Genomic DNA, 8,806 nt, shown 5'->3' with positions numbered 1-8,806 from the left:
GCACTGCAGCCGCCGGGGCTGCCGCAGCTGCGGGGGCCGGCGTGGGTGCTGCGGGTGCAGGCGCTGCTGCGGCAGGCGCAGGCGCCGGGCGCTGTGTGGCCACTACGGCGGCGGGGGCGGGGGCTGCAGCCGCAGGGCGCCCGGACTTGCTGGCTGCGTCGGCAGAGAACAGCTCGCGGATCAGGGCCAGTTTGGGCTTGACTGAGTTGGCGCTGGTGGCATCCAGCTGCAGGGCCTTGTTGTAGGCCTGGCTGGCCAACTTGGCGTAAATGTCGCCCAGGTTTTCGTGCGCGGTGGCATAGCTGGGGTTGGTACGGATCGCCATTTCAAGTGCCGTACGGGCTTTGTCCAGCTGGTTCTGGTTGGCGTAAAGCACGGCCAGATTGTTGTAGGGCTCGGGCAGCTCGGGATACTCTTCAGTCAGCTTCGTGAACGTGGTGATGGCCTCACCCTGTTTGCCGCTGTCGGCCTGCGCCACGCCGCGCAGAAAGCGCAATTGCGGGTCGCGCGGGGTGGCGGCCAAGCGCTGATCGGCCTTGACCAGGGCTTCTGCGGCTTTGCCCGTCTTGAGCAGTTGCGTGATCTCAGAGTAGTCCTCGGCATGGGCCACGCCCGTGCCCAGCAGCGCGGTCAGCGCCACCAGGCGCAGGAGTTGTGGAAGGGTGCGGAGGACTGGCTTCATGGGGATTCCGGGGTGTTGGGCAGCGGCCCGCCGGGGCGGGGGCTTATACTGCGGCGGATTGTAGCTGAGGGGGTTGTCATGACGGAACGCTGTTGCCGCGGGTGATTTTGCTGTAGGCCCCCTGCCGGGCCAACCCCCGCCGAGGGCTCTGAAAACCTGTTCCAGACCCCCTCTGCTGCCGGGTGCATCTTGGCACCCAACCACCCCATCCCCTGACTGATATTTCATGAGTTTGCGCATCTACAACACGCTTTCGCGTGCATTGGAGGACTTTTCCCCGCTCGAATCCGGTCACGTGCGCATGTATGTGTGCGGCATGACCATCTATGACCTGTGCCACATTGGCCACGCCCGCATGATGATGGCTTTTGATGTGGTGCAGCGCTGGTTGAAAAGCAGCGGTTATCGCGTCACCTATGTGCGCAACATCACCGACATCGACGACAAGATCATCAAGCGGGCGCTGGAGCGGGGTATCACCATCCGCCAGCTCACCGACGAGATGGTCGCCGCCATGCACCAGGACATCGGCCTGCTGGGCATCGAGCCGCCCACTGTGGAGCCGCGTGCCACAGAGTACGTGCCCCAGATGCTCTCGCTCATTGGCCAGCTTGAAGGCAAGGGTCTGGCCTACCGCGCCAGCAATGGCGACGTGAACTACTCGGTGCGCAAGTTCGACGGTTACGGCAAGCTCTCGGGCAAGTCGCTGGATGAGTTGCGCGCAGGCGAGCGCGTGGCCGTGCTCGATGGCAAGGAAGACCCGCTCGATTTCGTGTTGTGGAAAGCCTCCAAGCCTGAGGAGCCGCCTGAAGCCAAGTGGGACAGCGTGTTCGGCTCGGGCCGCCCCGGCTGGCACATCGAGTGCTCGGCCATGTGCGGCGCCACGCTGGGAGAGACCTTTGATATCCACGGCGGCGGCGCGGACCTGCAGTTCCCCCACCACGAGAACGAAATAGCCCAGAGCGAAGGCGCCACCGGCCAACCTTTGGCCAGATTCTGGGTGCACAACGGCTTTGTGCGCGTGGACAACGAGAAGATGTCCAAGAGCCTGGGCAACTTCTTCACCATCCGCGACGTGCTCAAGAGCTACGACGCGGAGACGCTGCGCTTCTTCATGGTGCGTGCCCACTACCGCAGCGCCCTCAACTACAGCGACGCGCACCTGGATGACGCGCGCCAGGCTTTGAAGCGCCTGTACACGGCGCTGAGCCTGGTGGCCCCTGCCGAAGTGGCTTCCATCGACTGGAGCAGTCCCTATGCAGCCCGCTTCAAGGCTGCCATGGACGAGGACTTTGGCACGCCCGAAGCCGTGGCTGTGCTGTTCGAGCTGGCGGGCGAGGTCAACAAAACCCGCTCGGCCGAGCTGGCCGGGCTGCTCAAGGCGTTGGGCGGTTGCCTGGGGGTGTTGCAGGGCGATCCCAAGGCCTTCCTGCAGGCGGGTGCAGGCGCGAACGAAGCCGACATCCAGGCGCAGATTGCCGCTCGTGCCGCTGCTAAGGCCGCTAAGAACTTCGCCGAGGCCGACCGCATCCGCCAGGCGCTGCTGGCCCAGGGTATCGTGCTCAAGGACTCCGCTTCGGGCACGACATGGGAAGCCGCGCAGTGAACCCCACTTGTATGCGAAAAATGCCGCTGTGGCGCATGGGGTAAGCCGTGGCAGCTTCTAAAAAGATAGCGAGCGACGCTGCAACGCCGCCGTTGGTGCTGGCCACGCCCGACTACTGGGCCGAGGCGTGCAAACATCTGGTGAAAAAAGATCGGGTGATGAAGCGCCTGATCCCACAGTTTGGCGACGCCGCACTGCAGACCCGGGGCGACCCGTTCATCACACTGGCGCGCTCCATCGTGGGCCAGCAGGTGTCGGTGGCTTCAGCGCAGGCCGTGTGGGAACGTCTCGTGGCGCTGCTGCCGCGTGGCATGAGGCCCGCCAGCGTGCTCAAGCTCAAGATCGACGACATGCGCGCCGCAGGCCTGTCCGCCCGCAAGGTGGATTACCTGGTGGATCTGGCCATGCACTTTGAGAGTGGCAAGCTGCATGTGAAGGACTGGGCGGCGATGGAGGATGAGGCCATCATTGCCGAGCTGGTGGCGATTCGCGGTATCGGCCGCTGGACGGCCGAGATGTTTTTGATCTTTTATTTGATGAGGCCCAATGTTTTGCCCCTGGACGACCCAGGGTTAATCACCGGAATCAGCCAAAATTACTTCTCGGGCGACCCCGTGAGCCGCAGCGACGCCCGCGAGGTGGCCGAGGCCTGGAAGCCCTGGTGCAGTGTGGCGACTTGGTATATTTGGCGCTCGCTTGACCCTCTGCCGGTTGCTTACTGACGTCTTCTGACGCGTTTTAAAAAAATCGTTAACCGTCGGTTACAGTGCGTGCCATTCATCGTGGCACGCCCCCGGCGCGAGCCCCTAGGAGAACAACGTTGGCGAAAAAGACCTTTCTGGATTTCGAGCAGCCCATCGCTGAGCTGGAGTCCAAAATTGAAGAACTGCGCTACGTGCAGACCGAGAGTGCTGTCGATATCTCGGAAGAGATCGACCAGCTGAGCAAGAAGAGCCAGCAGCTCACCAAGGACATCTACAGCGAGTTGTCGCCCTGGCAGATCACCAAGATCGCCCGCCACCCCGAGCGCCCCTACACGCTCGACTACGTGCGCGACATCTTCACCGACTTCGTGGAGCTGCACGGCGACCGCCACTACGCGGACGACCAGTCCATCGTGGGTGGCCTCGCGCGCTTCAACGGCCATGCCTGCATGGTCATCGGCCACCAGAAGGGCCGTGACACGAAGGAGCGCGCCATGCGCAACTTCGGCATGAGCAAGCCTGAGGGCTACCGCAAGGCCCTGCGCCTGATGAAGACGGCCGAGAAGTTCAAGCTGCCCGTGTTCACCTTTGTGGACACGCCCGGAGCCTACCCCGGCATCGACGCCGAGGAGCGCGGCCAGTCTGAGGCCATCGGCCGCAACATTTTCGAGATGGCGCAACTCGAAGTGCCCATCATCACCACCATCATCGGCGAAGGCGGCTCCGGCGGTGCGCTGGCCATCAGCGTGGCCGACCAGGTGGTGATGCTGCAGTACGCCATTTACTCCGTGATCAGCCCTGAGGGCTGTGCGTCCATCCTCTGGAAAACCAGCGACAAGGCCCAGGAGGCGGCCGATGCCTTGGGCATCACCGCCCACCGCCTGAAGGCCCTGGGCCTCGTGGACAAGATCGTGAGCGAGCCCGTGGGCGGTGCCCACCGCGACCATAAGCAGATGGCCGCTTTCTTGAAACGCGCTCTGGGAGATGCATTCCGCCAAGTCGCAGATCTCAAGACCAAGGACTTGCTGGACCGCCGCTATGAGCGTTTGCAGAGCTATGGCCGTTTCAGCGACACCAAGGCAGACAGCCGCTAATTCCCTGGCGGCTCCCCGCCGCACATTTCACCAGTGGCCCTTCGGGGCCATTGTTGTTTTTGCAGCAGAGTCAGCCACTTTGTGTGCTAACCCCTACTGGCGCACGGCGCGATACCGGATGTAACATGCTTCACGCCCGTCTGTGCGGGTGCCACAAGAAGGGTGCTCCATGTCGCTCCTTAAGACGCTCAAAGGCCAGATTCTGGTGTTGTCCGCCCTGTGCATGGTGGGGGCCTTGTTGGTGCTGACACTGGTCAACTATTTTTCTGCGCGCGGGCAGGCGCAGGTGGCGTTGGCGGAGGAGGGGCTGGACACTGCCAAAAGCCATGCCGAGACCATCGAAGAGTGGGCACGTGGCAAGTCGGCAATCATTGCAGCGTCCGTTACAGCCTTTGAAGAGCCCGAGCCCGCCAAGTCGCTGGCCATGTTGCGGGACGCGGGCAAATTCAGTACAGCCTACTTTGGCTATGCCGACAAAAAGTACGTGTTTTCCGAGACACGCAGTTTGCCGGCGGACTATGACCCCACAGCGAGGCCCTGGTACAAGCAGGCGGCCCAGGCGGGTACTTCGGTCGTCACGCCGCCCTACATTTCCGCGTCGGACCAGAAGCTGGTGGTGACGTTTGCCACCCCGGTGGGCGCAGGTGCCAGCCTCAAAGGCGTGGCGGCAGGCGACGTCTACATGGAGTCGGTGGTGGCCAATGTGGCCTCGATCCGGCCCACGCCCCAGAGTTTCGGGTTCATGGTGTCAGCCGACGGCAAGATCATCGCCCACCGCGACCAGGCGCTTACCCTCAAACCCATCGCCGAGCTTTCTAAAGACATCGCGGTGGACAAGCTGGTCGCAGCTTCCAAGAACAGCACCAGCCTGCTGCAAGCCGACATTGGAGGGCGTAGCCGCCTGCTGAGTGTGGTCCCGATCGCCGGTACCTCGTGGATGCTGGTGGTCGCTTTGGATGAGAGCGAAGCGATGGCGCCCATCCGCTCCATGCTCGCGACATCGATTTTCTCCAGCGTGCTGGTGTTGCTGGTGGCCGTCGCGCTGCTGGGCGTGATCCTGACCAGGCGCCTTCGCCAGTTGACCTTGGTGCGCGACGCCATGCACGAGATCGGCGCAGGCGACGGTGATCTGTCGCGCCGCATTGACGCGCAGGGCGAGGATGAACTGGCGCAGATTGCCACCAGTTTCAACAGCTTTGCCGGCAAGCTAGCGGGCGTGCTGGCGCAGATACGTGATGCCAGTAGCTCGGTGCGTGTGGCCGCCGAAGAGATTGCAACAGGCAACCAGGACCTGAGTGGGCGCACTGAGCTCACGGCCTCCAGCCTGGAGGAAACCTCCGCATCCATGCAGCAGCTCACCGAAACTGTGCGCCACAACGCCGATGCCGCGCGACAGGCCAACCAACTGGTAGCGCAGGCGTCCAACGTGGCGCAGCACGGCGGTCAGGTGGTGGGGAATGTGGTCACTACCATGGACCAGATCAATGCCGCATCGCGCAAGATCAACGACATCATCGGAGTCATCGACGGCATTGCCTTCCAGACCAACATTCTCGCGCTGAACGCGGCCGTAGAGGCGGCCCGCGCAGGTGAGCAGGGCCGGGGTTTTGCAGTGGTAGCCGGGGAGGTGCGCAGTTTGGCCCAGCGCAGTGCAGAGGCCGCGCGCGAGATCAAGACGCTGATCAACACCTCGGTGGAGCAGGTCGAGAACGGCTCGCGATTGGTGCACGATGCGGGCACGACCATGAACGACATCGTCACCTCGGTGCAACGCGTCACGGACATCATGGCCGAGATCACTGCCTCCACCAACGAGCAGAGCACCAGCATTAACGAGGTAGGCCAAGCCGTGGCGCAGCTCGACCAGATGACCCAGCAGAACGCAGCGCTGGTGGAGGAAAGTGCTGCAGCTGCGCAGAGCCTCAAGGACCAGTCGGTGCGGCTGTCCGACGTGGTGGGTACCTTCCGCTTGTCCACGGAAGCGTCGCACACGGCGCCGCGTTTGTCGGCACCCGGCGGGTAAGGTGCTTCCAGTGCGCGCATGGCAGGCGAGGGCGGCCGCGATAATTGGTGCCCATGCCCCGCTGCCTTGTATGTTTAGTTGATTCTGCCTCCGGCCTTCGGTCCGGTCCCCGCCAGGTGCGAGAGCCGCTGGCATGACCCAATCCTTCGACGCCGCCCTGCAGGCTTTTGTACCCGCGCTTCCGTTGGCAGTGGCGCTGAGCGGAGGCGCGGATTCCACCGCGCTGCTGCTGGGCTGCGCCCGGCGCTGGCCAGGCCAGGTGCGGGCGATCCATGTGCACCATGGCTTGCAGGCAGCGGCCGATGGTTTTGAGCGGCATTGCACCGCGTTGTGCCAGGCGCTGGACGTGCCGCTGGTGGTGAGGCGACTCGATGCCCGCCATGCCCCCGGCCAGAGCCCGGAAGACGCGGCGCGACAGGCCCGATACCAGGCTTTTGAGGCCTTTGCGCGCGACCATAATGGATATTTTGCTATCAACTCTATAGCATTGGCGCAGCATGCTGACGACCAAGCTGAAACCCTGCTGCTGGCGCTGTCGCGCGGCGCGGGCGTGGCGGGTCTGGCTTCGATGCCTGCCCGCTGGGAGCGGGCGGGCCTGGTCTGGCACCGCCCCCTGCTGCATGTGGCAGGGGCGGACGTGCGACGCTGGCTGGTTGCGCAGGGTCAGGCCTGGGTGGAGGATCCCACCAATACTGACGAGCGCTTCACGCGCAACCGTATCCGCGCGCAGTTGCTGCCCGCGCTGGATGCGGCGTTTCCGTCCTTTCGCGACACTTTTGCACGCTCAGCCGACAACGCGGCCCAGGCTGCCGAATTGCTGCACGAGATGGCGCAGCAGGACCTGGCCCTGGTGGGGGTGCCCCCACAGATCAAGGCCCTGCAGGGGCTCAGCCGCGCACGGCAGGCCAATGTGCTGCGCCACTGGCTACGCCAGGTCCACCAAACCACGCCGGCAGCGGCTCAGCTGGGTGAGTTGCTCGACCAGATCTTGGCTTGCACTACGCGCGGCCACCAGATCCGCATCAAGGTGGGGCGTGGCTTTGTGGTGCGCTTGGGCCCTGGGCTTGATTGGTCCAGCCCCTAGATCAGCAGCCCAGCGCACGCACAACGCTGCGGTGCACCACAAGCGGCCCACTGCAGCACTTGAAGGAACATGAATATGGAACAAGCCGTCGTCTTCGGCATTGCGGTCAACAGCGACTTGGCCAAGGTCTCTGCGCTCGGTGTACCCCACCGGCCTGGCATTGCCGCCCATATCCTGCGCACCATGGCCGATGCCCACATCGAGGCGGGTGCGATCGTCCAGAACATGGGCAAGGACGGCAAGACCGATCTCAGTTTCACCGTGCACCGCAGCGACTGCGCACGTACCGTGGAGCTGCTGCGCGATCCAGTGCTTTCCGCACTGGGCACACGGGAAGTCGTTGGGGACACCGGAGTGCGCGAAGTCAGCATCGTCGGCGCCGGCACGCGCAGCCATATGGCTGTGGCCGACAAGATGTTCGGCACGCTCCGCGAAGCGGGCATTCTTGCCCAGATGATCTCCGCCTCCAAGACCAATATCTCGGTGGTGATCGATGAAGCGCAGGTGGAACTGGCTGTGCACAGCCTGCGCAAGGCCTTCGCTTTGGACCCGCTGACCGCCCAGGCTGCCTGAATCACCTCCGAAATGAGGCATAATAGCGGGATTGGAAACGTGACCGAGTGGCCGAAGGTGCTCCCCTGCTAAGGGAGTATGGGGTGTAGAGCCTCATCGAGGGTTCGAATCCCTCCGTTTCCGCCAAGATAAGCCCCAAGTGCTCCTTGCACTCGGGGCTTTTTCTTTTGCCTGATCCGCTCATACTCCCTGCCTTGTCCTGAAATCACTCCGTGCTTGCGCATGGTGATTCCCGCATTGCCAAGCGGTAGGGTTGCATGCCCAATCAGAGGGGCCTAAGAGCCTTGTCCGATCCCTGTGGACTCTAAACCCTGCCCACCGCTTCGGGTGGTGGAGTGGTGAAGTCCTGGAGTGTCTGGCTAGGTTTCAGCCCGCCCTGTGCGGGCTTGTTTTTGCTGTTGATCTCTCAGGCTGCGTTTGCCGCTGTGTTCTTGCTCGGATCAGTGTGGGGATGCTGGGTATTTCATGGGCTTGCATGCTGGCGGTTGATGCATGCATCGCACAAGGGCCCCATGACTCCCCACCGCACTGCGCACTCCCGTGAACTCCGTCTGACACCCAATGACCTGGATTTTTGCTACCTGCCACGGGTTGCAAGCTCTGTGTCCTCGTATGGCGGTGAACTGGTGTGCACCGTCGATGCGTCTCGCTTCTTTGTCAGCGGGGGGCACCACATCGTTTTTGCGGTCGATTGCGAAGGCGGGCAGGGCAGCTACAACCCGCACTGCGGTCCGATCTTCCGGTATGGCAAGAACCTGTGGGCCACAGCGCGGGGGGTTATCGTTTTTGGCGATGGTGTGGTGATGGCCGAGGGTTGGAACGGGACCGCCATGCCTGCGCTGGCCACCATCACCAACACCTCAGGCGCAGTGTTCGATCCGGGGCAGCAGCCGATTTTTACGCTGCGCATTGCTGCGGGCTATCGGCGGGGTGCTTTGGCCAACCGCATTGGGGTCGAGATTCGCGCAGGCGGTTCGGCAGAAGGCGCGCTGCTTTTTGCGGGGGGCATTGAAGGGCCGGAGTGGGGCGGGGACTGGAAG

At 63.3% G+C, this 8,806-nt stretch carries 7 protein-coding genes, 1 tRNA gene and 1 pseudogene; 8 read left to right on the top strand and 1 reads right to left on the bottom strand.

All coding sequences use genetic code 11. The features are described from left to right. Positions 1–682 (bottom strand): tetratricopeptide repeat protein (locus DBR12_RS18470; RefSeq protein ID WP_146185575.1); only part of this gene is annotated, 682 nt, incomplete at its 3' end. Positions 683–908: 226 nt separating this feature from the next. Between DBR12_RS18470 and cysS the strand changes: the two genes are divergently transcribed. The 8 genes and pseudogenes from cysS to DBR12_RS18430 form a co-directional block, all read left to right on the top strand. Further along, the gene (gene cysS, locus DBR12_RS18465; RefSeq protein WP_108618597.1) at positions 909–2,288 is read left to right on the top strand and encodes a cysteine--tRNA ligase; all 1,380 of its coding nucleotides are present in this window, start codon (positions 909–911) and stop codon (positions 2,286–2,288) included. Between the two features lie 47 nt (positions 2,289–2,335). After that, positions 2,336–3,010, top strand: coding sequence for a DNA-3-methyladenine glycosylase (locus DBR12_RS18460; RefSeq protein WP_199226722.1), 675 nt, complete (start codon positions 2,336–2,338; stop codon positions 3,008–3,010). Positions 3,011–3,108: 98 nt separating this feature from the next. After that, a complete protein-coding gene (locus tag DBR12_RS18455) occupies positions 3,109–4,086 on the top strand; it encodes an acetyl-CoA carboxylase carboxyltransferase subunit alpha (RefSeq protein WP_108618596.1) in 978 nt (325 codons plus the stop codon). A 169-nt stretch (positions 4,087–4,255) separates the two neighbouring features. Beyond that, positions 4,256–6,109 carry a methyl-accepting chemotaxis protein gene (locus tag DBR12_RS18450; RefSeq protein ID WP_108618595.1) on the top strand — a complete coding sequence of 618 codons (1,854 nt, stop codon included), beginning with the start codon at positions 4,256–4,258 and terminating at the stop codon, positions 6,107–6,109. A gap of 133 nt (positions 6,110–6,242) precedes the next feature. Next, positions 6,243–7,193 carry a tRNA lysidine(34) synthetase TilS gene (gene tilS / locus DBR12_RS18445; RefSeq protein ID WP_108618594.1) on the top strand — a complete coding sequence of 317 codons (951 nt, stop codon included), beginning with the start codon at positions 6,243–6,245 and terminating at the stop codon, positions 7,191–7,193. Between the two features lie 75 nt (positions 7,194–7,268). Further along, positions 7,269–7,766: pseudogene (locus DBR12_RS18440) on the top strand (ACT domain-containing protein); the annotation flags it as partial. Positions 7,767–7,799: 33 nt separating this feature from the next. Beyond that, positions 7,800–7,892: transfer RNA gene (locus DBR12_RS18435), tRNA-Ser, on the top strand. A 386-nt stretch (positions 7,893–8,278) separates the two neighbouring features. Then, on the top strand, positions 8,279–8,806 hold a 528-nt coding region (locus DBR12_RS18430; protein WP_146185574.1), incomplete at its 3' end, for a hypothetical protein.

The organism is Acidovorax sp. HMWF029, from assembly GCF_003060895.1.
Lineage (GTDB): Bacteria > Pseudomonadota > Gammaproteobacteria > Burkholderiales > Burkholderiaceae_C > Acidovorax.
Note: the sequence above shows the minus strand (reverse complement) of the source record. Positions and strands in the feature narration are given on the sequence as shown.

Excerpts from the sequence above, each read along its gene's own strand:
- cysS (WP_108618597.1), top strand. The coding sequence starts at position 909 with ATGAGTTTGCGCATCTACAACACGCTTTCGCGTGCATTGGAGGACTTT.
- DBR12_RS18450 (WP_108618595.1), top strand. The coding sequence starts at position 4,256 with ATGTCGCTCCTTAAGACGCTCAAAGGCCAGATTCTGGTGTTGTCCGCC.
- tilS (WP_108618594.1), top strand. The coding sequence starts at position 6,243 with ATGACCCAATCCTTCGACGCCGCCCTGCAGGCTTTTGTACCCGCGCTT.